This window comes from Allobosea psychrotolerans (genome assembly GCF_002917105.1).
Taxonomy (GTDB): Bacteria; Pseudomonadota; Alphaproteobacteria; order Rhizobiales; family Beijerinckiaceae; genus Allobosea; species Allobosea psychrotolerans.
Genome location: NZ_PQFZ01000004.1, coordinates 107869 through 130861, shown reverse-complemented (window position 1 = coordinate 130861; position 22993 = coordinate 107869). Strand labels below are relative to the sequence as shown.

The following is a 22993-nucleotide window of genomic DNA, read 5'->3' as shown; positions in this document are numbered from 1 at the left end:
CCCGAAAACCGGTTCCCACTTTTCGGGCCGATGCTCCAGTTCTTTGTTCTGACGCGTTTTCTTCACGCGAACCGGTATCCACTTCGCTCGAAAACGCTCTAGCAGGACTGGCCGGTCCGCTATGCAGCGGCGGCACGTCCCGCCTCTGGCGCATGGCATGCCCCAGCCTTACAAGTCTGCCATTCTCCCAACGCACGGGCAGGCCGAGTGACGATGGACAAACGGGTCGAGACGGCGGCGCATCCAGCGCCCCTTACCCATGAGGATATTCGCAGCATCCTGTTCGGCATCATGCTCGCCATGTTGCTGGCGGCGCTGGACCAGACCATCGTCGCCACCGCGATGCCGACGATCGGGCGCGAGCTCAACGATGTCACGCATCTGCCCTGGGTCGTGACGGCCTATCTGCTCGCCTCGACAGCGGTGACGCCGCTCTACGGCAAGCTCGCCGACATCCATGGCCGGCGGGTGACGCTGCTCTCGGGCATCGTCGTCTTCGTCGTCGGTTCCGTGGCGTGTGCGCTTGCTCCGAACCTCTGGCTCCTGGTGATAGCGCGCTTTGTCCAGGGTCTCGGCGGCGGCGGGCTGATCGCCCTGGCTCAGACCATCATCGCCGACATGGTCTCACCCAAGGAGCGCGGCAGATATCAGGTCTATTTCGCCGCCGTCTTCATGGCCTCTTCCGTGCTCGGCCCGGTTCTGGGCGGGATCATCGCCGAGGCGCTGCACTGGTCGGTGATCTTCTGGATCAACCTGCCATTGGGGCTCGCCGCCTATTGGATGACGAGTTCGGCCTTGAAGCGGCTGCCGCGCCACGAGCGACCGCACAAGCTCGACGTCGCCGGCGCATTGCTGATGACCAGCGCGACGATGACACTGCTGCTCGCGCTCTCCTGGGGTGGCACCTATTACCCCTGGGCCTCGGCCCGGATCATCGGACTCGTGGCCTTCTCGGTCGTATTGTGGGCCGTCTTCGCCTGGCGGCTGCGGACGGCAGCCGAGCCGCTGATCCCGCTCGACCTCCTCGCCAATCCAGTGGTGCGGATGGGTACGATGGCCGCCGGCTTCGGCATGGGCACCTTCATCGGCCTGACGATCTATCTGCCGCTCTATTTCGAGACGGTGGCGGGGATGAGCGCGGCCGCCTCGGGCCTCGGCCTCCTGCCGCTCACCTGCGGCACCGTGATGGGCGCGACCTTGTCGGGCCGCTCGCTGACGCGATTGACGCATTACAAGCGCGTGCCGATGGCGGGGCTGAGCGTCGCGACATTGGGCGCGGCGCTGCTGACGATCTATGCCGGGCAGATGCCGCTCCTGCCCTTCTCACTGACGCTGGCGGTGATCAGCCTGGGGCTCGGCACCATGCTGCCCGTGGCGACGGTCTCGATCCAGAACGCGGTGCTGCCGCATCAGCTCGGCACAGCGACCGCGATCGCGAATTTCTTCCGCCAGATCGGCGGCGCCCTGATCGTGGCGGTGTTCGGCGCGATCGTGCTCGGCGGCGTCGGCGGGGCCGGCGTCGGGCTCTCGCCCGAGGCGCTGAAGCTGGGAACGGTCGATCGCGCGACGATGATCGAGCTGTTCCGTTATGTTTTCGCAGCGACCTGCTTCGGCTTCGCGATGGCGCTGCTGCTGATGGTGCGGATGAAGGAACTGCCCCTGCGCGGCAGCGCGGTGGAAGCGGCCAAGGCGGCCGGCGGCGAATAGCCGGAACAGTCGCCGTCCCCCGCGCGTTCGCCACGAGCCCGCCACATCGCCGCGGCAGGTTTCGTCACGCCTTCACGCAGGAGCATCCCATGTCCGATCTCGTCGTCATCGTCTATCCGACCGAGGCCCGCGCCGAGGAAATGCGCCAGAAGATCGTCTCGCTGCAGAAGGAATACCTGATCGAGCTCGGCGACGCCGCCATCGCGGTGATGCATGAGGGCGGCAAGATCAAGTTGAACCAGTTGCTCAACACCACCGCGCTCGGCGCGGTCTCCGGCTCGTTCTGGGGTCTGCTGATCGGCGCGATCTTCCTGATGCCGGTGTTCGGCGCGGCGCTGGGCGCGGCATCGGGCGCGCTCGGCGGAGCATTGACCGATTACGGCGTCAATGACGGCTTCATGAAGGAGCTCGCCGCCAACCTCCAGCCGGGCAATGCCGCGCTCTTCCTGCTGATCAACAAGATGACCGCCGACAAGGTGCTCGACGCCGTCAAGGGCACGGGCGGCGTGGTGCTGAAAACCTCGCTCGACCATAGCCGCGAGCAGCAATTGCGCGATGCCCTGGCGGGAACGCCGAAGACGCCGGCGGCCGCTCCTGCCCCGGCTCCGGAAGGCGCGGGCGCGCCTTCGCCGGTGGGGTGAGGCACCAGCCTCTCACATCAGTCCCGGGCGGCCTGAGGGAGGCCCGGGATCCGAAGCGCGTCATGGTCGGGCTTGCCCCGACCATCCTAGGCACCAGCGCACTCTGGTCACGAGATTCTCGGGACAAGCCCGAGAATGACGGCAAGGGTTGCGATCAGTCGCGCAGCAATTCGTTGATGCCGGTCTTCGAGCGCGTCTGGGCGTCGACCGTCTTGACGATGACGGCGCAGGAGAGCGAGGGGCCCGGCGTGCCGTCCGGGAAGGGCTTGCCGGGCAGCGAGCCCGGGACCACCACTGAATAGGGCGGCACCTTGCCGATATGGATCTGGCCGGTGGCGCGGTCGACGATCTTGGTCGAAGCCGAGAGGAACACGCCCATCGAGAGCACCGAGCCCTCGCCGACAATCACGCCCTCGACCACCTCGGAGCGGGCGCCGATGAAGCAGTTGTCCTCGATGATCGTCGGGTTGGCCTGCAGCGGTTCGAGCACGCCGCCGATACCGACGCCGCCCGAGAGATGGACGTTCTTGCCGATCTGGGCGCAGGAGCCGACCGTCGCCCAGGTATCGACCATGGTGCCGCTGTCGACATAGGCGCCGATATTGACGAAGGACGGCATCAGCACGACGTTCGGGGCGAGGAAGGAGCCCTTGCGCGCGGCGGCCGGCGGCACGACGCGGAAGCCCGCGGCGCGGAAGCGGTTCTCGCCCCAGCCCTCGAACTTGGAGGGCACCTTGTCCCAGAACACGCCTTCGCCGGGGCCATTGGCGATGATCATGTTGTCGGTCAGGCGGAAGGAGAGCAGCACCGCCTTCTTCAGCCATTGATGCACGACCCACTCAGCGCCGATCTTCTCGGCCACGCGGGCCTCGCCCGCATCGAGCAATTCGATCGCCTGTTCGACCGCCTCGCGGACCGCACCCTTGGTGTTGATGCCGATCTCGGAGCGAGCCTCCCAGGCGGCGTCGATGGTGGCGGCGAGATCGGTCAGGGACATGGCGGCGCTCCGGCGGGCGAAAAAGTCGCGCGGAGCGATGGCGGATGAGGGCGGCGGCGTCAAGGCGCAAGGACATATGCGGGAACGCCAGGCCCGAATACCGGTTAAGCTGTCGCCACCATGCCCAACGCACCGGAGGGGACCATGAAACGCATCGCCTTGTACTTGGCCTTGTGCTTGCTGCCGACCATGCCGCTCGAAGCCGCGCTCGCGCAATCGCGTCCTTCAACCACGAACCGCCCCTGCAGCGTCAACCGCCAGAGCGTCGCGGCGAACGGGGCGATCGTGCTCGGCACCGGCGGCTATACCTATGACCGCTTCGTCGCCAACCGCAGCTTTTGCGAGTTCGACGAGGGGATAGAGCCCGCCTGGGTGCCGAGCCGCGACACGCCGAGCTGCTTCATCGGCTATCGCTGCAAGAGCCGCGACCCGGTCTGGTTCGACTGACGCGCGGCTGTTGCTTTCGCCACCAGCCTGGCTTCTGGTCGCCGCAACCATGGGAACACCGGCGACGAAAGCGCCAGACAGGATTCGTGCATGCGCCTCTGGATCAGGAACCCGCTCGGCATCGTCGCGGACAAGGCCGGCGGCGGGATCATCGTCGACGGCGCGATCATCGCCGAGCTCGTGCCGGCGGGCGGGTCCCCTGCCCTGCCCGTCGATGCGGTCTTCGACGCCTCGCGCCATGTCGTGCTGCCCGGCCTGATCAACACGCATCACCATTTCTACCAGACGCTGACGCGAGCCCATCCGGCCGCGATCGATCGCGAGCTGTTTCCCTGGCTGACCGCACTCTATCCGCTTTGGGCGAGACTGACGCCCGATGACCTGCGCTTGGCGGTCCGCGTCGCGCTGACGGAGCTTTTGCTCTCAGGCTGCACCATGGCGGCGGACCATCATTACCTCTATCCGAAGGGGCTGGAGAACGCCGTCGACATCGCGGTCGAGGAGGCGCGGGCTCTGGGCATCCGCGCCACGATCTCGCGCGGCTCGATGAACCTGTCGCAGAAGGATGGCGGGCTGCCTCCCGACTCCGTCGTCCAGGATGAGGAGACGATCCTGACCGACAGCGAGCGGGTGCTTTCCCTGTTTCACGATCCCGCGCCGGGCAGCATGATCCAGATCGCGCTTGCACCCTGTTCGCCATTTTCGGTGACGCCGGCGCTGATGAAAAAGAGCGCCGAGCTGGCAGCGCGCTTCGATGCGCCGCTGCACACCCATCTCGCCGAGACCAGGGACGAGGACGCCTATTGCCTGGAAGTCTATGGCAAGCGCCCGCTCGACCTGCTGGAGGAGACCGGCTGGATGCGGCCAAAGACCTGGCTGGCGCATGGCGTGCATTTCAGCTGCGAGGAATGCGAAAAGCTGGGAGCCGCCGGCGTCGGCGTCTGCCATTGCCCGACCTCGAACGGCGTGCTGGCGTCGGGCTTCTGCCGGACGCGCGAATTGGAAGCGGCCGGGGCGCCGCTGGGCTTGGGCGTCGACGGCTCAGCCTCCAATGACGGCTCCAACCTGATGGAGGAGTTGCGCCACGCTTTGCTGATCAACCGCCTGCGCTATGAGAGCGCCGCGGCTGTTACCGCGCGCGACGTGATCCGCTGGGCGACGGAGGGCTCGGCGCGCTGCCTCGGGCGCAGCGATATCGGGCGGATCGCACCTGGCATGCAGGCGGATCTGGCGCTGTTTTGCCTCGACGAATTGCGCTTCTCCGGCGCGCATGACCCGGTCGCGGCGCTGGTGCTGTGCGGCGCGAACCGGGCCGACCGGGTGATGGTCGCCGGCGCCTGGCGGGTGATCGACGGGGCCGTGCCGGGGCTCGATCTGGCGGCGCTGCGCCGCTCGCATGGAATGGCGGCAAAGCGTTACGCCTGAGAGACGGGTTACTCGGAATCTTGACGCATTTCTCGGCTTGATTCGGTGCGGATCACGGCCAAGGGAGTCAGGTGCCATGAAGCTCGGTTTGATCGCAGCATTTGGGTTGGCTCTTCTCGGCAGCGGCTGCGTCACGATTGCCGAGCGACGCGCGCTCGACGAGGAGCGCTGCCGCTCCTACGGCTTCCGCCCCGGCACCGACGGCTATGCGAATTGCCTGCTCCATATCGAGCTCGACCGCTCGGCCAGCCGCAGGGTCTGGGTCGAGCGCGACTATTATGGCCCCTATTACGGCTACGGCTTCGGCTACGGTTTCCGGCGCTGGTGACAAGGCGCTCCGGGTCCCTGTTTTGATGCGTTTTCTTCACGCGAACCGGTATGCACTTCGCTCGAAAACGCCCTAGCTCGCGGGCGGGATTTCGCGCTCCAGCCTGAAATCGCGCAGTTGCGGCAGCCTGGCATGCAGCCGGTGCAGGAAGCCGGTCAACTGCGCCTTTTCCTCCGCCGTGAAGCCTTCGAGCAGCAAGCGCTCGCGGGCGGTGGCGAGCGCGATCAATTCGTCATGCAGGGCATAGCCGCTCGGCGTCAGTTCCAGCACCTGCCGGCGGGCGTCGCGATCGTCGGGGCGCTCAGTGACATGGTGGGCGGCGACCAAGGTCGCGACGCTGCGGCTGACCGCACCCTTGTCGAGCCCGATCACCTCGCAGATGCGCTGCGCCGCGATCGCCGGCTCGATGGCGAGCTGCGAGATGACGCGCCATTCGGTGACGCCGACGCCGAAGCGCTCAAGATAGAGCCGTGACGAGCTGCGCGACCAGGTATTGGAAATCGCGGTCAGGAAATAGGGAACGTAACCGCCGAGATCGAGAACATCCCGCTCCGGGCCGGCAGCGGCCTTGTGGCGCTTCGTCGAGGGCATGGCGCATCCAGAGACATCAGGCCCGGTATCTCACACGCCGCTGCGGGATGCGGCAAGCGCCATGAGCCGGCGCATCGCGTAGAGCCCGCCTGGCTGCAGAGCCTATCCTGGCCGACGCCTTGCATGCGCGCAGGCCCGCCATACGAGGAAGCCCGTGGCGCGGGCGCCGATGCCGGGCATACTGCGCCTCGCGACCAAATCATCTGCCTGATCCAAGATCTCTTGTCTGACCCAAGACGTCCTATCTGACCAAGGAACCAGCCCATGCCGACCCCTGCCTACGACATCGTCATCCGTGGCGGCACGCTTGCGACGGCGACGGATGTGTTCAAGGCCGATCTCGGCATCCGGGCCGGGCGCATCGCCGCGATCGGGCTCGACCTGCCCACCGGGACGCAGGAGATCGACGCGAAGGGCAAGCTGGTGCTGCCCGGCGGCGTCGACACCCATTGCCATATCGAACAGCTCTCGGGCAGCGGGCTGATGAGCGCCGACAATTTCGAAACCGCGACGCGCTCGGCGGCTTTCGGCGGCACCACCTCGGTGATTTCCTTCGCCGCCCAGCATCGCGGCGCCAACCTCGCCAGCGTGGTCGAGGACTATGCGGCCCTCGCCAAGAAAGGCGCGATCATCGACTACGCCTTCCATCTGATGGTGGCGAACCCCGACGAGCAGACCGTCACTCAGGATCTGCCGGCGCTGATCCGCGCCGGGCACCGCTCGGTCAAGGTCTTCATGACCTATGACGCCGTGCAGGTCGATGACGGGCAATTGCTCGACGTCCTGATGGCGGCCCGCTCGGCCGGGGCGCTGGTCTGCGTCCATGCCGAGAACCACGGCCTGCTGAAATGGATGGGCGAGCGCTTGATGAAGCGCGGCTACACTGCGCCGAAATACCATTCCGTCAGTCATCCCCAGGCGGCCGAAGTCGAGGCCTTCCACCGCCTGATCGCCTTCTCGGAACTGCTCGACCAGCCGATCTGCATCTTCCACGTCTCGACGGCCGAGGGCGCCAGGGTGATCCGCGAGGCGCGCGGGCGCGGCGTCAAGATCTATGCCGAGACCTGCCCGCATTACCTCTTGATGACCGCCGCCGAGCTCGACAAGCCCGGCATCGAAGGCGCGAAATGGATCTGCTCGCCGCCGCAGCGGGGTTCGAACGACCAGGAGGCGCTGTGGCAGGCGCTGGCGCTCGGCGACCTGCAGATCCTCTCCTCCGACCACGCGCCCTACCGCTTCGACGAGACCGGCAAACTGAAATACGGCCCCAATCCCGGCTTCAAGCAGATCGCCAACGGCATGCCGGGGCTCGAGATGCGGCTGCCCGTATTGTTCGACGCCATGGTGAGCAAGGGCCGACTCGGGCTGAAGAAATTCGTCGAACTGACCTCAACCGCCCCGGCCCAGATCTACGACCTGCCGGGCAAGGGTTCGCTCGCCATCGGCATGGACGCCGACATCGCGATCTGGGACGCCGACCGCAAGGTCGCGCTCGCCGACAACCTGCACGACAACACCGGCTACAACCCCTTTGCCGGCCGCACCATCACCGGCTGGCCGGAGACCGTGCTCAGGCGCGGTGAGGTCGTCGTCACGCAGGGCGCGCTGAAGGCGCAGCCCGGCTCGGGCCGATTGATGCTGCGCGAGGCCGGCGAGGCCACCCGCCCGACCGGGATGCTCTCGCCCGAATTCGACCCCGCGCGGAATTTCGGCGCCAAGCTGTATTGATGCAGGACACCGCCGACACAGCCCATTCGGACGCGGCACTCATCCTGAGGAGCGCTCCGCAGGAGCGCGTCTCGAAGGATGTTTCAGCGGTCTCCGGAGCCTCCTGGAGCATCCTTCGAGACGCCGCTTCGCGGCTCCTCAGGATGAGGGCTTAAGAAACATCGCAGGCAAGTTACTCAGCAATCGGAGCCCCCATGGCCGGCACCATCTTCGTCATCAATCCGAACTCGACCGAGGCCGTCACCGCCGGCATCGACCAGGCGGTCGAGCCGCTGCGTTCAGTCGACGGCCCCAAGATCGCCTGCCTGACACTGACCGAGGGGCCTGCGGGCATCCAGTCTCAGCGCGACGCCGACAGTGTCGTCGGGCCGCTGCTGAAGCGGGCCGCCGGGCTGGAGAACGAGGCGGCGGCCTTCGTCGTCGCCTGCTTCAGCGACCCCGGCATGCATGCGCTGCGCGAGCAGAGCCGCCACCCGGTGCTCGGCATTGCGGAATCGGGCGTGTTCCAGGCCCTGACGCTCGGCCAGCGCTTCGGCGTGATCGCGATCCTGCCGAGCTCGATCCAGCGGCATCTGCGCTATTTCGGCGCCATGGGCGTGATGGGGCGCTTTGCCGGCGATCTCTCGATCGGGATGGGCGTGACCGAGCTCAGCAATGCCGAGAAGACGCTGGAGCGCATGACCGCGACCGGCAAGACGCTGCGCGACACACATCATGCCGACGTCATCGTGATGGGCTGTGCCGGCATGGCGCGCTTCCGCCGGCCGCTGGAGGAGGCGCTTGGCGTGCCGGTGGTCGAACCGACCCAGGCCGCGGCCGCGATGGCCGTAGGGCGGGTGCGGCTCGCCGCAGCCTAGGAGCAGGATGCGAAGACGTGGGCACCGCTTTTTTCGCATCGATCCGGCTCTCACTTTCAGAGGAGAGCCGCGCCCAGGCGGAATTCTTGCCAGACCACGGGAACCGGAACGGCGCAGCGGCGTTGCATTGCCGCCGCTTTCTCCCGGAGGTCTCGCCGTGGATCAGGATCGCATCGTCCAGATCGCCAGGGCCATGTGCCGCGCCGCGCGCATGGACCCGGACAAGCCGCCCGCGATCCAGGCTATCCGTGAAGACATGCGATTTGCGCAGACCGACGCGGGCGAGTCTCTTTTGCCTGCCTGGCGGTATTTTCAGCCGGAAGCGGCCGCCTTCGTCGCGCGTCACCGCCTGCGGACGAAGACGGCCTGAACGCAGACGCGCAGCAGGAAGGTGCTACTCCTCTGCCTCGTCCAGGCGCATTTCGAAGGCCAGCATCGCATCGGCCAGCGCCGCGAGCTCGGCGTCGCGCTCCGGGCTCTCGGGCGAGGCGCTCAACTCCTGGGCGCGCTCCTGGGCGCGCTGATAATCTTCTTCGGTATGGACGACGATCGGCTGCTTCATCCTCACAATCGGCACTGCGATTGTGGCGCCTTCATGAGCGCCGCCACAATCTCCACGACACCCCGCGCCACGACGCCCCGCCGGCTATTCCAGGCATAGGAACAGTCTATTAGCCCGGCGAATATCTCCTGACCTATGGTTGACCCCGCAGCATCCGCCTCGCTCGCCAGGGCAATGGCGGCACTGAAAGTCCGCGGCCAAACCCGCCAGAGATGAAGCGGCGCGCCGAGAGGTCCGGCACCATAAAAACAGGGGACAAGATCGATGGCACGGTTGGGATTGGCATCACTCATGGGCGGCATCGCCCTGGCGCTGCTGGGGCTCTCCGCCCCGCCGGCACGCGCCGGCAAGGCCGACGACACGCTCAATGTCGCCTTCGCGCTCGAGCCCGAGGCGCTCGACACCTACAAGATCGCCGGCCGCGAGGGGCTGATCCTGTCCCGGCACATCTATGACGGCCTGCTCTACAAGGATCTCGACACCGGCGAGATCAAACCGGCGCTGGCCAAGGCCTGGCGCTTTACCGACCCGATGACGATGGAGTTCGATCTCCGCGAGGGCGTGACCTTCCACAACGGTGCGAAGTTCACCGCCGACGACGTGGTCTACACGCTCAACACCGTGCTCGACCCGAATTACGGCACGCGCTTCCGCATCGCCATCGACTGGATCGAAAGGGTTGAAAAGGTCTCGGAATTCCAGGTCCGCATCAAGATGGCGAAACCCTTCGCCGGCGCGGTCGAGATGCTGGCCGATGCGCTGCCGATCTATCCGGCCGCCTATTTCAAGGAGGTCGGCTCGGCCGGCATGGCGGCCAAGCCCGTCGGCACCGGCCCCTACAGGCTCGTCGAGATGACGCCGGGCATCCGCTACGCCTTCGAGCGTTTCGAGGCCCATTACGCCGGCAGCCCCAAGGGCAGGCCGGCGATCGGCAAGATCGTCGTGCGGACCATCCCCGAGCTCAACACCCAGTTCGCCGAGCTCCTGGCCGGCAAGCTCGACTGGAGCTGGCGCATCCCGCCCGACCAGGCGGCGCGGCTCGCAAGCCGCATCCAGATCGTCAACGGCCCGATCATGCGCATCGCCTATGTCGGCCTCACCGTGGCCGCCAAGGCCAAGGACTATCCGACCAGGAACCTGCTGGTGCGCCGCGCCATCAACCATGCCGTCAACCGCGAGGCGATCGTGCAAGCCTTCGCCGGCGGCGCCTCGCAGGTGCTGAACGCTGCCTGCAACCCCAAGCAGTTCGGCTGCGCGCAGGATGTCGCGACTTACGCCTATGATCCGGCCAAGGCCAAGGCGCTGCTGAGCGAGGCCGGCTTGCCCAACGGCGTCGATATCGAGATGGTCTTCGCGGCCATGCCGCGCCCGGTCGCCGAAGCAGTCGCCTCCGACCTCGCCAAGGTCGGCATCCGGGTGACGCTGAACGAGCAGCAATATGCGGCCGGCGTGCAGAAATGGCGCGCGGGCGAATTGCCGGCCTTCTTCACCAATTGGGGCAGCTACGGCACCGGCGACGTCGCCTTCATCATCTCGAACTTCTTCGGCGGCGGCGCCGACGACCTCGTCCAGGACAAGGAGGTGATCGATCTCGTCACCGTAGCCGACACCGCGCAGGACCGGGCTCTGCGCCAGGAGAACTACGCCAAGGCGCTGAAGAAGATCGCCGACCAGGCCTATTGGCTGCCGATGTACGACTTCAACATCAATTACGGCCTGTCGACGGCGCTCAACTTCAAGCCGCACCCCGACGAGTTCGCCCGCTGGTGGCTGTCGAGCTGGAAGTAGGGCCGGCTCGCCGCCGGCCCAAACGACATCGAGCGTCATTGCGAGCGTAAGCGAAGCAATCCAGGGGCGGCAGCGCTCTACGCCCCCTGGATTGCTTCGTCGCTGACGCTCCTCGCAATGACGTAAGCAGGCCTGTCTGGACTGACGGCGCGACTGGTCATCGCGACAGCTTGAACCTCAAAACAGCCTCTGGATGGAACCGCCATGCTGCCCTTTCTCGCGCGTCGCCTGATCGTCGCCGCCCTCGTCGCGCTCGCTGTGTCGATGGTCGCGTTCGGGCTGATGTTCGTCGCCGGCGATCCCGCGGTGGTGCTCGCCGGCCAGGCCGGACGAGCCCAGGATGTCGAGATGATCCGGCAGGCCTATGGGCTCGACCGGCCGCTGCCGGTGCAGTTCCTCGGCTGGATCGGCCGGGCGCTGACGGGCAATTTCGGCACGAGCCTGTATTTCAACCTGCCGGTCGCCACGATCATCGGCGAGCGCCTGCCGGTGACGCTGATGCTCGGCAGCGTCGCCTTCCTGCTCGCCATACTGGTCTCGGTGCCGCTCGGCATCGCCGCCTCGCTCAAGCCCGGCGGCCTGCTCGACCGCGCAGCCCTGCTGCTCGCCGTGCTCGGACAGGCGATTCCGAGCTTCTGGCTCGGACTGATCCTGATCGTCGTCTTCGGCGTCTGGTGGGGCCTGGTCCCGATCTCGGGAACGGAGAGCTGGCAGGGCTATATCCTGCCGGTCATCGTGCTGAGCTATTACGCCATGCCGGCGCTGATGCGCCTGACGCGAGCCGGCATGATCGAGGTGCTCGGGGCCGATTATATCCGCACCGCCCGCGCCAAGGGGCTGGCGCGATTGCGCATCCTGATGGTCCACGCGCTGCGCAACGCCGTGCTGCCCCTGGTTTCGCTGGCGGCGGTACAATTCGGCATGATGCTCTCGGGCTCGATCGTGATCGAGAGCGTCTTCGCCATCAACGGGCTCGGGCGCCTCGCCTGGGAATCGCTGCTGCGCAGCGACCTGCCGGTGGTGCAGGCAATCATCCTGATCCTGTCGCTGATCTATGTGACGCTGACGACCGCGGCCGATCTGGTCAATGCCTGGCTCGATCCTCGCCTGAGGAGCGCCTGATGACGGTGCTCGACCTCGACAGCCGCATCCTGCAACGGCGCAAGCTCTGGCGGCGCATCAATCGCAGCACCGGCATCCATCTCGGCGGCGGGCTCCTGGCACTGATCGCCGCCATCGCGCTGCTTGCCCCCCTTCTGGCGCCGCATGATCCGATCGCGCAGGACCTGACGCGCCGGCTGCTGCCGCCTTTCTGGCAGGCCGGCTCCGACCCGGCGCATTGGCTCGGCACCGACAATCTCGGGCGCGACTATCTCTCGCGACTGATCTTCGGCGCGCGCGTCTCGCTCGGAATCGGGCTCGGCGTGACGCTCTGCGCCGGGCTGATCGGCACGATGCTCGGGCTGCTCGCCGGCTATTTCGGCGGGAAGACCGATATGCTGATCAGCTTCATCATCACGACGCGGCTGTCCCTGCCGATCGTGCTGGTCGCGCTCGCCGCCGTCGCGCTCGGCGGCGCCTCGCTGCAGACATTGGCGATCGTGCTCAGCCTCCTGCTCTGGGACCGCTTCGCCGTGGTGGTGCGTTCGGCGACGCAAGGGCTGCGCAACCGCGAATTCGTCCAGGCCACCGTCTCGTTCGGCGCTTCCAGCCTGCATGTCATGCTGCGCGGCATCCTGCCCAACCTGCGCAACACGCTGATCGTGGTGGCGACGCTGGAGGTCGCCAATGTCATCCTGCTTGAGGCGGCGCTGTCGTTCCTGGGCCTGGGCGCACGGCCGCCGACGCCGTCCTGGGGGCTGATGATCGCCGAGGGACGCGAGCACATCCTGTTCGATCCCTGGCTGATCGCCTTGCCCGGTTCGGCGCTCTGCCTGCTCATCCTCGCCGTCAATCTGCTCGGCGACGGCGTGCGCGACGCACTCGATGCCACGAGCTCCTGAACCCGCCCCTGCTGCTCCCGAAAGCGAGCGGCACGCGCCCTGCATGGGCAGCCCGAGCTTGACGCGCGGCTCAAGCTGCGTTGCCATCCCGTTTCGCGGTGGCGGCACGGCTGTGCGCGGCGGCGTCCAGGCCAGGCCGAAGGGAGAGTTCGTGACGGCAAAGCGCCCGAAACTGCATCACCTGAACTGGAATCTCCTTCACACCTTCCTGGTGATCGTCGAGGAGCGCAGCATCACGCGTGCCGCCGACCGGCTCTTGGTGCGCCAGCCCTCGGTCAGCGCCGCGCTGCAGCGCTTGGAGGAGACGCTCGGTGGCCAGCTCGTGCAACGCGACAGCCGCCGCTTCGTCCTGACCAAGCGCGGCGAGCTCCTGCACAAGGAATGCGTCGACATCTATCGCAGCGTCGCCCGCATCGGCGAAAAGCTCTCGGAAGAGCATGACGAGCTGACCGGGCTCGTGCGCGTCCAGCTGATCACGCATATGGTGCTGCCTGCCTTCGACCGGGCGCTGTCATTGATGAGCCGCCGCCATCCCGGCGTCACCGTGCGGGTCGAAGTCGCGAGCAGCCAGGACATCGTCCGCTCCGTCTCGCAAAGGCTGAGCCCCTTCGGCTTCTGCCTGTTGCCCAACCCGCTCGCCGGGCTGAATTGCCGCCATCTGCTGCGCGAGGAGTTCGGCATCCTGTGCGGGCGCGACCATGCGCTCCATGGCCGGGCCGGCGTGCCGCTGCACGAGCTTGCCGACGAGCCCTTCATCGCGCTCGCCTGCGGCCAGGACGGCGCGCTCGAGCCCATGGTCTCGCTGCGCGAAGGCGCGGGGCTGGGCAGCCGCACCGTCGGCGCGAGCCCCAATCTGGAGGAGGTCGCGCGCATGATCGCGGCTGGCATGGGCATCGGCATCCTGCCGCTCGCCTCGGTGCAGGACGCGATCGACACCGGCACGCTCTGGAACCTGTCGGGCGCAGGCGGGGAACTCGGCGCCGATCTCTATTTCGTCAGCAGCCCGGCCATGGGGCTCAGCGCGGCCGAGCTCGCCTTCCAGCGCCTGTTCGAGGACATGCTGGAGGCCGAAAGCGCACCGCCCGAGATCATCGACAACCCGCTGATCGCGGGGCTGGCGCTGCCGCTGGCGTGAAGCGTCGCGTTTTCTCTCGGAACAACACCCGTCATGATCGGGCTTGACCCGATCATCTCGTAAACCAGAGCGCTCTGGTCATGAGATTCTTGGGGCGCGAGCCCGAGAATGACGCCCCAGGATGGATCCCGGATTGCGGCTTCTTCCCTTCTCCCCTCGCGGGAGAAGGCGGATCGGCGCAGCCGAGACGGATGAGGGGGCGCTGTGAGTTTTCCGTCTGACTGAACACGACACCAGCCGGACAGGGCACGGCGCCCCCTCATCCAGCGCCACTTCACTCGAAAACGCTTTAGCGGTCCGCGCGCTCCAGCACGCATTGCAGCAGCACGTTCAGCCCCGGCTCCAGATCCTCGCGCGTGCAGAGCTCGCCATTATTGTGGGTGATGCCGCCCTGGCAGGGGGCGAAGATCATCGTCGCCGGCGCATGACGGGCGATGTAATAGGCGTCGTGCCCGGCCTGGCTCAGTATATCCATGTGGCGGTAGCCGAGGGCCGCCGCCGAGTCGCGGACCTGATCGATCAGCTCCTGCGCGAAGATGCGCCCGCCCCATTTCCAGATATCGAGAATCTCGACGCCGCAATCGGCTTTTGCTGCCGCCTCGAAAGCGGCGCGGCGCATGCGCTCGGCCATCACCTCCGAGGTCACCGGGTCGGGATGGCGGACATCGCCGACGGCCTGGGCCCAGTCGGAGAGGATGCCCGGCTTGTTGGGCCAGGCGACGAGCCGCGCGGCGGTGGCCTTGCCGCCGCTGCCGGCATGGTCCCAACCGAGATCGTCGACCGCCACGAGGAAGCGCGCGCCGGCAAGCAGCGCGTTCTTGCGCCGCTCCATCGGCCAGGGGCCGGTATGGGCGGTCTCGCCCTTGAACTCGACCAACATGCCTGTCGACGGGAAGCCGCCTGTGACGACGCCGAGCTGCATGCCCTCGCGATCGAGGATCGGGCCCTGCTCGATATGGAACTCGAAATAGGCGTCGAAGGCGTGGGGCTTGTCCTCCATCTCGCCGAGATAGCCGATGCGCGCGAGCTCCGCGCCGATCGTCTTGCCGTCCTCGTCGGTGCGCCCGCGCGCCCAGTCAAGCGCATAGGCGCCGGTGAAGGCGCCGGAGCCGACCATGGGCGGCGAGAAGCGCGCGCCCTCCTCATTGGTCCAGTTGACCACCTCGATCGGCCGGCGCGTGCGGTGGCCCAGCGCATCGAGGGTGCGGCAGACCTCCAGCCCGGCCAGCACGCCGGCGATGCCGTCGAAACGGCCGCCATTGAACTGGGTGTCGAGATGGCTGCCCATCACCACCGGCGGCAGGCTCTCCTCGGTTCCGCTCCGGCGGGCGAAGATGTTGCCGATGCCGTCGACGCGGACGCTCAAGCCGGCCTCGCGGCACCAGGCGACGAACTGATCGCGCACCTCCTTGTCGGAATCCGACGCCGCCAGGCGCGACAGGCCGCCCGGGCGGCCCGGGCCGATCTCGGCGGAGCGCTCGATCGTCGTCCAGAAACGTTCGATGTCGATGCGGGCGTCGCTCGGCACAGGCATGGCAATCTGCTCTCGGATATGCGTTTCGGCAGGATATCGCTCGCCGGACAGGTTGGGTCACCGTCCAGGCAAGGATAGTTGGCGAGCGCCCGGCCTCTGGCAAATAGATATTGGCTATGCCTGATATCCGGGGCGGCGCGGCTCCCTGCAAAAGCAGCGAGCCCTAGCCGACCCGCTGCAGCGCCTCGCCGACCCGGTTCAGAACCCCGATCTCGCGTTCGGACAGGGCGTCCTCGCTCGGCTCCGGGCGCGAGCAGAACCTGACCAGGACCAGGCGGCTTTCGGGGTCGACCCAGAGCCATTGCCCATGGATGCCGACGCCGCAGAAGGCGCCGCGCGGATTGCCGGTAAGATACCAGCAGGAGCGGTAACGCCCGTCCAGGAACATGTCCCAGAAATTGCCAGTCTCCCAGGCCCGGCGATCGCCTTGAGTGCGCATGTCGGCGACCCATTCGGCGGGGACGACCTGCCTGCCGTTGCGGGCCCGCCCACCATCGAGGACGAGCTGGCCGAACCGCGCCAGATCGCGCGCCGTCGCGCAGATGCCGCCGCTGGCGCGGGCGGTTCCGGCGCGATCGACCGTGACATAGGCCGCCCCGCTCGCGCCCATGGGCCGCCACAGGCGCTCGGCAAGGTAGGCGTGATAGGGCGTGCCGGTGGCGCGCTCGATGACCAGGCCGAGCATGTCGGCATTGGGCGAGGCGTAGTAGAAGGCCTGGCCGTGCTCGGCAGGGCTGCGGTTGAGCGAGGTCATGACCTGCTCCAGCGTCTCCGGCGTTTCGCCGGGACGCGCCGGATTCCACAGCATCGCGCGGCGATAGCGGTCGAACAGGCCGGTGGTGTCGAGATAGCTCTCCTCGAAATCCAGTGCGACGGTCATGTCGAGGAGGTCGCGCACGGTCGCGCTCGCATAGGCGCTGCCGGTGGGCGCGGCGACGTAATGCGAGACCGGCGCGGCCGGATCGAGCTTGCCCTCGCCGACGGCGATGCCGGCGAGCATGCCGGTGACCGATTTCGAGATCGAGAAGACGGTGTGCGGCCGGTCGGGGTCGAGATGCGGCGCATACCATTCGGCGACGACCTCGCCATCGCGCATGGCGACGAGCGCATCAGTGCCGGAGCCTGTCAGATGCTCGCGCAAGGCAAGCCGCCGGCGGTCGGGATAGTCGACCTCGATCCCCTCAAAAAGCGCGCTTCCGGCGTCGGGCTCGGACAGGCCGCTCTCGCTGATCACCGCCGTCGGCACCAGCCTGTCCAGGTTCTGGAAGCTCCATTGGCAGAAGGGTGCGGTCCGCCAGTTCGCGAGCGTCGCCCTCTCCAGCATCGCCGTCTTGGGCGCCATTTTGGGATCGATAGGGGTCATCGGACCATCCAGCATCATGAAATGGCCCGAGAGCGCGGCAGGCGCATCCGGGCACCGTCGGCGTCACAGAGACCGGAAGGAGGCTGCACTGTCGATGTCAATAATCGCAGCCCCGCAGCGGAAAAGCTGGGGCGGGCCGGCGTCACCGCATCGAGGCTCATTGCATGTAGAGGCGGACGGTGTCGCGCGCCGCGCCGATCTCGTCGCAGATCCACTCGTCGAGCAGTTTGACCTGCCGCCGCCGGCGCATATCCGGCGGGCGCACGAGATAGTAGGACGCCCCCGTCGGCACCGCCTTGCGCATGGGTGCGACGAGCCGGCCGGTCTCGAGCGCCTCATGGGCGAGCACGACATCCGTCATCGCGACGCCAAGCCCGGCCTCGGCTGCGCTGAGCGCCATGTCGAGGGCGTCGAAATCGAGCCCCTTGCGCGTGTCCAGCGGGTATCCGGCCTTCTCCGACCAGGTCAGCCAGTCCTGCCTGTCGGGCAGCGGGTGCAGCAGCGTCGCCCGCTCGAGATCACCGTCGGGGCAATCGCTGCCCGACAGATAGCCCGGCGCGCAGACCGGCAGGATCCATTCCGGATAAAGCTCCGTGGCGCAGTCCTGCGGCCAGTTGCCGATGCCGTAGCGGATGCCGAGATCGGCGTCGGTGTCGTTCAGCGTCATGTCGTTGAGGCGGGTCTGGACATTGACCTTGATCAGCGGATGCTGGGCCTGGAAGGCGCGCAGGCGCGGGAAGAGCCAGCGCAGGGCGAAGGTCGGCAGCACCTTGATCGTCACCGCGTCGCGGTCGCTCTGGAAGGGATCGACGGCGCGGGCGATGTGGTCGAAGGCCTCCTTGACGCCCATGGCGAGGCGCTGGCCGGCATCGGTGATCTCGAGGCCGTTATGGGTGCGGATGAAGAGCGGCGTGCCGAGCTGCTCCTCCAGGATGCGCACCTGGCGGCTGACCGCGCTTTCGCTGACATGCAGGGACAAGGCCGCCTTCTTGATGCTGAGCTGGGCCGCGACGACCTCGAAGCAGCGCAGGGCGTTCAATGATGGCAGACGGCGTGTCATGACGGTTTCCAGCCTTTCAGGCGCCGCAACATCGCATGACGAGCCGGCTTTTGTCTCGCCATCGACGCGCCGCAGGGGCCAGCCCGCTCATCGGATGTCCATGCGCGGGTCGAGCGCATCACGCAGCCCGTCGCCGACGAAGTTGAAGCTGGTGACGGCGAGCGTGATCGCCAGCCCCGGCAGGATTGCAAGCCAGGGCGCGCTGGTCAGGTAGATCTGGGCGTTGTTGAGCATGTTGCCCCAGCTCGCCACCGGCGGCTGGATGCCATAGCCGAGGAAGCTGACATAGGATTCGAGCAGGATCGCCTTGGCGACGTTGAGCGTGGCCGCGACCACGATCGCCGCCATCGCATTGGGCAGCAGCGAGCGGAGCATGACGCGCCAATCGGAGGCGCCCATGGCCTTGGCCGCGACCGCGTAATCCTGCTCGCGCAGCGAGCGGATCTGGCCCTCGACGATGCGGGCGACGTTCATCCAGGCCGTCGCGGCGACGAGCAGCGTCATCGAGACCAGGCTGGGCTCGACCAGCGCCGCCAGCGCCAGCAGCAGGAAGATCGTCGGGAAGCACAAGACCGCATCGACGAAGCGCATCAGGAGCGAACCGATGATGCCGCCGTAATATCCGGCGACCGTCCCGATCGTGGTGCCGGCGACCACGGCGATCACCATCGCCATAAAGCCGATGGAGAGCGAGATGCGCCCGCCCATCATCAGGCGCGCGAGGATATCGCGGCCGAGTTCGTCGGTGCCCAGCCAATGCGCGCCCGAGAGCGGCCAGGCGAAGCGATGCATCACGTCGATGCGGGTGTCGTCGAAAGGCAGGAGATAGGGGCCGAAGAAGGAACCCAGGAACAGCAGGATGATCGTCACCGCCCCGGCCATGGCGAGCTTGTGCCGGCGGAAGCGGCGCCAGGCGGCGTTCTCGGCAGGCGGCGGCGCCAGGGCGGTGTCGTCGAGCAGCGTTTGCATGGTCGCCATGATTCAGCCCATCCGGATGCGCGGGTCGGCGACGGCATAGAGCATGTCGGCCAAGAGCGAGCCGAGCAGCACCATGACGGCGGAAAACATCAGGATGCCCATCACGACCGGGTAATCGCGGTACTCGATGGAATCGAGGAAGAGCCGGCCCATGCCCGGCCAGGTGAAGACGGTCTCGGTCACCAGCGCGCCGCCGAGCAAGGTCGGGAATTGCAGCCCCGCCAACGTGATCATCGGCAAGAGCGCGTTGCGCGTCGCATGGCCGCGCAGCACCTGGCGCTCCGGCAGGCCCTTGGCGCGCGCGGTGCGGATATAGTCCTGGCCGATCACCTCCAGCATGGCCGAGCGCATGAAGCGGGCCCAGATCGCGGTCTCGACCAGCGCCAGCACCAGGGCCGGCGCGATGAGATGGTGCAGGAGATCGAGCGGCGAGCCGTCCCCGATCGTCTGGCGGTTGCCGGCCGGCAGCCAGCCGAGCTGGACGGAGAAGAGATAGATCGCGATCAGCCCGAACCAGAAGGTCGGGATCGAGAGCGCGACCATGGCGCCGATCGTCGCCAGCGTGTCGAACAGGGAATAGCGCCTGGTCGCGCCGAGGATGCCGATCCAGCAGCCGAGCCCGATCGCGATCACGGTCGAGACGGCCATGAGCTCGAAAGTCGCGCGCAGATGCGAACCGATGACGGCGGAGACGGGAGCGCCGTCGCGAAAGGACAAACCCCAATCGCCGCGCAGCATTCGCCAGAGCCAATCGAGATATTGCGCTGGTAGCGGCCGGTCGAGCCCGAGCTGGCGGGTGATCCGATCGAGATCCTCCTGCGACATCTGCGAGGAGAGCGCGAATTGCGACAAGGGCCCGCCCGGTGCCAGGTGCAGGATCGCGAAGCCGATCATCGAGACCAGCGCCAGGAGCAGCAGGCACTGCCCCAGGCGCTGCAGGAGATAACGCCCCATCTCAGCGCGCCCGCAGCATCACGAGGCCCAGTACCAAGACCGCATGTTCCAGCAGTTCGACGAGCAGTTGATGTTGGAGGCGAAGCCCTGCAGACCGTCCTTGAGCCCCTCCGCCATCACGGTCTGGTAGATCGGCAGCAGAGCGAGATCGTCGCGGATGATCTGCTGGATGCGGCCATAGGTGGCCTTGCGCGCCGCCTGGTCGAACTGCGTCGCGCCCTGCGCCAGGAGCGTGTCGACTTCGGCGTTCTGGAACTGGCAGGTATTGAGGCCGCTGCCGCCCTTGGCGGGAATGGCCTTGCTGCTGAAGCGCGGCGTCACGTCGGGGTCGCTGCCCTGCATGAAGTTCGAACCGACCATCACCGACTGGAATTTCGACTTCTGCCAGAACTCGCCCCAGATCACCGCAGCGGGCATGTTGCTGATGCGCATGGCCGCGCCGACGGCCTGCCAATCCTGCGCCAGCAATTGCTGGGACTGTTCGCGGCCGGGATTGCCGACGGTCGTGGAATTGGTGAATTCGAGCCTGACGCCACCCTTGGCGCGGATGCCGTCCGAGCCGCGCACCCAGCCTGCCGCGTCGAGCAGCGCTTTCGCCTTGGCGGGGTCGTGGCGATGGACCGGCAGCGTGTCGGCATAGGCCCAGGATTGCTGCGGCAGGAAGGATTCCGTCGGCACCGGCAGGCCGTAGTAGAGCGCATCGATGCGCGCCTGCTTGTTCATCGCGAGATAGAGCGCCTCGCGCACCGCCTTCTCGGTGAAGGGGCCGTATTCGAGATTAAGCGCGATATGCTCGACGAAGGCTGTCGGCGAGAGCGAGACCTTGCGGCCGCGCAGGCCTTGCGCCTCCCTCACGAAATGCGCCGAGATACCGGACAGCCCGAGATAATCGACCTGCCCGGTGCGGAACTGCGTGTAGAGCATCGTCAGATCGGGGATGTATTTGAAGACGACGCGTTCGAGATGCGGGCCTTGCCCGTGATAGGCGGGGTTCGCCTGCAGCAGGATATGGTCGCCCGCCACCCGCTCGCCCCAACGGAAGGGACCGGTACCGACCGGCGCGCTGTTGAAGGGTGCGGTGTTGGGATCGCTCGCCTTCTCCAGGATGTGCCTGGGCACGATGAAGGTCAGCGCCAGGATCGAGAGATAGGGCGAATAGGGGCTTTCCATGCGCCAATGGATCTCGTCGGGCGCGACGATGCTGATGTCCCGGACGAGGCCGTGGCCGACGCGGTTGCGGACACGGAAGCCGGGATTGTTGATCAGATCGAGCGTGTATTTGACGTCCTCGGCCGTAAACGGCGTGCCGTCATGCCATTTCGCGTCGCTGCGCAGCTTGACCTTCCAGACCAATCCGTCGGCTGACAGACCGCCATTCCCAAGCGAGGGCACCTCGCGGGCGAGATCGGCGACCAGCTTGCCCTGGGGGTCGATGTACCAGAGCGGGCTGAAGACCTGCCACCAGACGCCCTGATCGACCTCGCTGCCGGGCATCAGCGGGTTGAAGACGGTCGGCTCCTGCGAGATGCCGGCGACGACCTGGCCGCGCGGGCCTGCGGGTGGGCGCGCCTGGGCGAAACCCGATGTGGCGCGCCCGAGCCCGAGTGCCGCTCCCGCGCCGAGCGCGATCACTCCCCGCCGCGTCGGGCTCGCGACGTCCGAATTCCTGCTGGCCATGGTCTTTATCCCCTTGTGTTGAACGGGCTGTGTTCAGCCTCGACGATGATTGAGCGCAGCGCTCAGGCAGCGGGGCGCAGCGTCTCCCGCTGCGGCGACAGATCCGCAGTGGACACACCGAGCGCGCGCAGCCCCTCCGGCAGATCCCGACCGAACATGATTGCTGCGATCGCCTGCCCCATGGCCGGCGAGGTCAGGATGCCGCAACCGCCCTGCCCGGCGAGCCAGAAGAAGCCCTCGGCGTCGGCGGCGCGAGCCCCCGCGACAGGGTTCTTGTCGGCGGTGAAATTGCGCAGGCCCGCCCATTGGCTGAGCGGACGCCCGACCCTGAAGCTGGTGTCCTGCTCGATATTGTAGATCGCCTGTGCGACGTCGATATCCTCGGGGTGGACATCGCCCGGCTCGGTTGCGACCGAATCGGCGAGGCTGCCCATCAGGCAGCCGGTCTCGGGCTTCACATACCAGCGGTAGTCGACATTGCTGACATGGGGCCAGGCCGCCGTGCCGAGACCTGCGGGCGAGGCGAAGGTGAAGGCAGTGCGGCGGTGCGGGACGACGCCGAGCGGCGCCACCCCGGCGAGCCCTGCAACCTGATCGACCCAGGCGCCCGCCGCATTGAGCAGGAGCGGCGCGTGCAGCTGCTGGCCATCGAGCGAGACCAGCCATTGGCCTCCCTTGCGCTCGATCGCGGCGATGTTGGCGCCGGCGAGCAATTGCGCGCCCCTGGCCTTGGCGCCGCGCAGATAGCCCTGGAGCAGCGTGTTGACGTCGATATCCATCGCGTCGGGCTCATAGATTCCGGCATCGACATGCTCGGCGACCAGGGCCGGGAACAGAGCCAGCGCCCCGGCCCGGTCGAGATGCTGCGCCCGGGCTCCGACCGAGACCAGATTGTCGTGCAGGCGCCAGAGGGACTGCTCCTGCCGGGCCCGGGCGACGGTCAGGCAACCGCGCGGCGTCAGGATGCGCTCCTCGGCGAAGCCGGGCGGCGGGCTTTCCAGGAAAGCGCGGCTCGCCTGGGCCAGGCGCCGCATCGTGCCGGCGCTGATGCCGACGGTGAACTGCGCCGCAGTGCGGCCGGAGCTGTGATAGCCGAAATGCGCCTCGCGCTCGATCAGGACGACAGAGCCTTGACCGGACAGGAAATAGGCGGCGGACGCGCCGGCGATCCCTCCTCCGATGATGATGACATCCGCCTGCATCTCGCTTCTCAACCTT

At 67.2% G+C, this 22993-nt stretch carries 22 protein-coding genes; 12 read left to right on the top strand and 10 right to left on the bottom strand.

Translation table 11 applies throughout. The features are described from left to right. The first annotated feature begins 213 nt into the window (after positions 1 to 213). Positions 214 to 1707 (top strand): MDR family MFS transporter, encoded by a 1494-nt coding sequence (locus tag CYD53_RS08695; RefSeq protein ID WP_103717679.1) that lies wholly within the window; start codon positions 214 to 216, stop codon positions 1705 to 1707. A gap of 89 nt (positions 1708 to 1796) precedes the next feature. Beyond that, complete coding sequence (locus CYD53_RS08690; protein ID WP_103717678.1) at positions 1797 to 2348, top strand: DUF1269 domain-containing protein; 552 nt, start codon at positions 1797 to 1799, stop codon at positions 2346 to 2348. A 154-nt stretch (positions 2349 to 2502) separates the two neighbouring features. Here CYD53_RS08690 and dapD read toward each other — a convergent pair whose 3' ends face one another. Continuing rightward, entirely contained in the window at positions 2503 to 3345 is an 843-nt protein-coding gene (dapD, locus tag CYD53_RS08685; RefSeq protein WP_103717677.1) for a 2,3,4,5-tetrahydropyridine-2,6-dicarboxylate N-succinyltransferase, read from the bottom strand. A 144-nt stretch (positions 3346 to 3489) separates the two neighbouring features. On the opposite strand from dapD, the gene CYD53_RS08680 reads away from it, so the two are divergent. The 3 genes from CYD53_RS08680 (at position 3490) to CYD53_RS08670 (ending at position 5545) form a co-directional block, all read left to right on the top strand. Beyond that, positions 3490 to 3792, top strand: coding sequence for a hypothetical protein (locus CYD53_RS08680; protein WP_103717676.1), 303 nt, complete (start codon positions 3490 to 3492; stop codon positions 3790 to 3792). A 90-nt stretch (positions 3793 to 3882) separates the two neighbouring features. Further along, positions 3883 to 5217 (top strand): 8-oxoguanine deaminase, encoded by a 1335-nt coding sequence (locus CYD53_RS08675; protein ID WP_103717675.1) that lies wholly within the window; start codon positions 3883 to 3885, stop codon positions 5215 to 5217. A gap of 76 nt (positions 5218 to 5293) precedes the next feature. Beyond that, positions 5294 to 5545, top strand: coding sequence for a hypothetical protein (locus CYD53_RS08670; RefSeq protein ID WP_103717674.1), 252 nt, complete (start codon positions 5294 to 5296; stop codon positions 5543 to 5545). 72 nt (positions 5546 to 5617) lie between these two features. On the opposite strand, the gene CYD53_RS08665 is transcribed toward CYD53_RS08670, so the two are convergent. Further along, positions 5618 to 6136, bottom strand: a complete 519-nt coding sequence (locus CYD53_RS08665; RefSeq protein WP_103717673.1) for a MarR family winged helix-turn-helix transcriptional regulator — start codon at positions 6134 to 6136, stop codon at positions 5618 to 5620. Between the two features lie 264 nt (positions 6137 to 6400). Between CYD53_RS08665 and hydA the strand changes: the two genes are divergently transcribed. The 3 genes from hydA (at position 6401) to CYD53_RS08650 (ending at position 9091) form a co-directional block, all read left to right on the top strand. Beyond that, the gene (hydA, locus tag CYD53_RS08660) at positions 6401 to 7864 is read left to right on the top strand and encodes a dihydropyrimidinase (protein WP_103717672.1); all 1464 of its coding nucleotides are present in this window, start codon (positions 6401 to 6403) and stop codon (positions 7862 to 7864) included. A gap of 194 nt (positions 7865 to 8058) precedes the next feature. Beyond that, the gene (locus tag CYD53_RS08655) at positions 8059 to 8721 is read left to right on the top strand and encodes an aspartate/glutamate racemase family protein (RefSeq protein WP_103717671.1); all 663 of its coding nucleotides are present in this window, start codon (positions 8059 to 8061) and stop codon (positions 8719 to 8721) included. Between the two features lie 157 nt (positions 8722 to 8878). After that, positions 8879 to 9091, top strand: a complete 213-nt coding sequence (locus CYD53_RS08650) for a hypothetical protein (RefSeq protein ID WP_103717670.1) — start codon at positions 8879 to 8881, stop codon at positions 9089 to 9091. A 24-nt stretch (positions 9092 to 9115) separates the two neighbouring features. Here the strand turns inward: CYD53_RS08650 and CYD53_RS30195 are convergent, their stop codons facing one another. Beyond that, entirely contained in the window at positions 9116 to 9283 is a 168-nt protein-coding gene (locus CYD53_RS30195; RefSeq protein ID WP_175525563.1) for a hypothetical protein, read from the bottom strand. A gap of 291 nt (positions 9284 to 9574) precedes the next feature. Here CYD53_RS30195 and CYD53_RS08645 point away from each other — a divergent pair, with 291 nt between their 5' ends. The 4 genes from CYD53_RS08645 to CYD53_RS08630 all read left to right on the top strand — a co-directional run bounded on the left by CYD53_RS08645 (position 9575) and on the right by CYD53_RS08630 (position 14209). After that, positions 9575 to 11071 (top strand): ABC transporter substrate-binding protein, encoded by a 1497-nt coding sequence (locus CYD53_RS08645; RefSeq protein ID WP_210202309.1) that lies wholly within the window; start codon positions 9575 to 9577, stop codon positions 11069 to 11071. A gap of 204 nt (positions 11072 to 11275) precedes the next feature. After that, on the top strand, positions 11276 to 12193 hold the full coding sequence (locus CYD53_RS08640; RefSeq protein WP_103717668.1) for an ABC transporter permease: 918 nt from the start codon (positions 11276 to 11278) through the stop codon (positions 12191 to 12193). Continuing rightward, complete coding sequence (locus CYD53_RS08635) at positions 12193 to 13074, top strand: ABC transporter permease (RefSeq protein ID WP_103717667.1); 882 nt, start codon at positions 12193 to 12195, stop codon at positions 13072 to 13074. The genes CYD53_RS08640 and CYD53_RS08635 overlap by 1 nt, the downstream gene beginning before the upstream one ends. Before the next feature lie 151 nt (positions 13075 to 13225). Continuing rightward, positions 13226 to 14209 (top strand): LysR family transcriptional regulator, encoded by a 984-nt coding sequence (locus CYD53_RS08630; RefSeq protein WP_103717941.1) that lies wholly within the window; start codon positions 13226 to 13228, stop codon positions 14207 to 14209. Between the two features lie 289 nt (positions 14210 to 14498). On the opposite strand, the gene CYD53_RS08625 is transcribed toward CYD53_RS08630, so the two are convergent. The 7 genes from CYD53_RS08625 to CYD53_RS08595 form a co-directional block, all read right to left on the bottom strand. Next, positions 14499 to 15743, bottom strand: a complete 1245-nt coding sequence (locus CYD53_RS08625; RefSeq protein ID WP_103717666.1) for a Zn-dependent hydrolase — start codon at positions 15741 to 15743, stop codon at positions 14499 to 14501. A 163-nt stretch (positions 15744 to 15906) separates the two neighbouring features. After that, positions 15907 to 17106, bottom strand: a complete 1200-nt coding sequence (locus CYD53_RS08620) for a serine hydrolase domain-containing protein (RefSeq protein ID WP_103717940.1) — start codon at positions 17104 to 17106, stop codon at positions 15907 to 15909. Between the two features lie 157 nt (positions 17107 to 17263). After that, positions 17264 to 18166, bottom strand: coding sequence for a LysR substrate-binding domain-containing protein (locus CYD53_RS08615; protein WP_103717665.1), 903 nt, complete (start codon positions 18164 to 18166; stop codon positions 17264 to 17266). 87 nt (positions 18167 to 18253) lie between these two features. Further along, positions 18254 to 19144, bottom strand: a complete 891-nt coding sequence (locus tag CYD53_RS08610; protein ID WP_425428274.1) for an ABC transporter permease — start codon at positions 19142 to 19144, stop codon at positions 18254 to 18256. 3 nt (positions 19145 to 19147) lie between these two features. Further along, complete coding sequence (locus CYD53_RS08605) at positions 19148 to 20098, bottom strand: ABC transporter permease (RefSeq protein ID WP_103717664.1); 951 nt, start codon at positions 20096 to 20098, stop codon at positions 19148 to 19150. A gap of 18 nt (positions 20099 to 20116) precedes the next feature. Then, positions 20117 to 21775: a peptide ABC transporter substrate-binding protein gene (locus CYD53_RS08600; protein WP_103717663.1), complete on the bottom strand. Its 1659-nt coding sequence runs from the start codon at positions 21773 to 21775 to the stop codon at positions 20117 to 20119. A 62-nt stretch (positions 21776 to 21837) separates the two neighbouring features. Next, positions 21838 to 22977 carry an NAD(P)/FAD-dependent oxidoreductase gene (locus CYD53_RS08595; RefSeq protein ID WP_103717662.1) on the bottom strand — a complete coding sequence of 380 codons (1140 nt, stop codon included), beginning with the start codon at positions 22975 to 22977 and terminating at the stop codon, positions 21838 to 21840. Between the last annotated feature and the right edge of the window lie 16 nt (positions 22978 to 22993).